1 pseudogene is annotated in these 234 nt (G+C 63.7%); it reads right to left on the bottom strand.

The window, feature by feature from the left end:
* Positions 1–234, bottom strand: a pseudogene (locus M8J71_RS23810) (IS982 family transposase); the annotation flags it as partial.

Here is a 234-nt window from a genome sequence, read left to right as displayed (position 1 = left end):
GCTTGTTATAGCCGGATTGGTGCGGGATGGCCGGGAACATGCCGGACAGGTGGATCCGGGAGTACCGGATCCACCTGCTCTCCGAGGAGAAGCCGAGCAGGTGCTGTGCCACGGCCAGACAGAGCAGCTCAGCGTCGCTCAACACCGGTTTCCGGCCCGGCCGGCCAGCCCTGGACACACCCAGGTCCGGCAGCACGTGGTCATCCAAATAGACGTAAAGTGTGGTCAGGAGAG

It is taken from the genome of Pseudarthrobacter sp. R1 (assembly GCF_024494415.1).
Lineage (GTDB): Bacteria > Actinomycetota > Actinomycetes > Actinomycetales > Micrococcaceae > Arthrobacter.
This window is presented reverse-complemented; position numbering and strand designations above follow the sequence as displayed.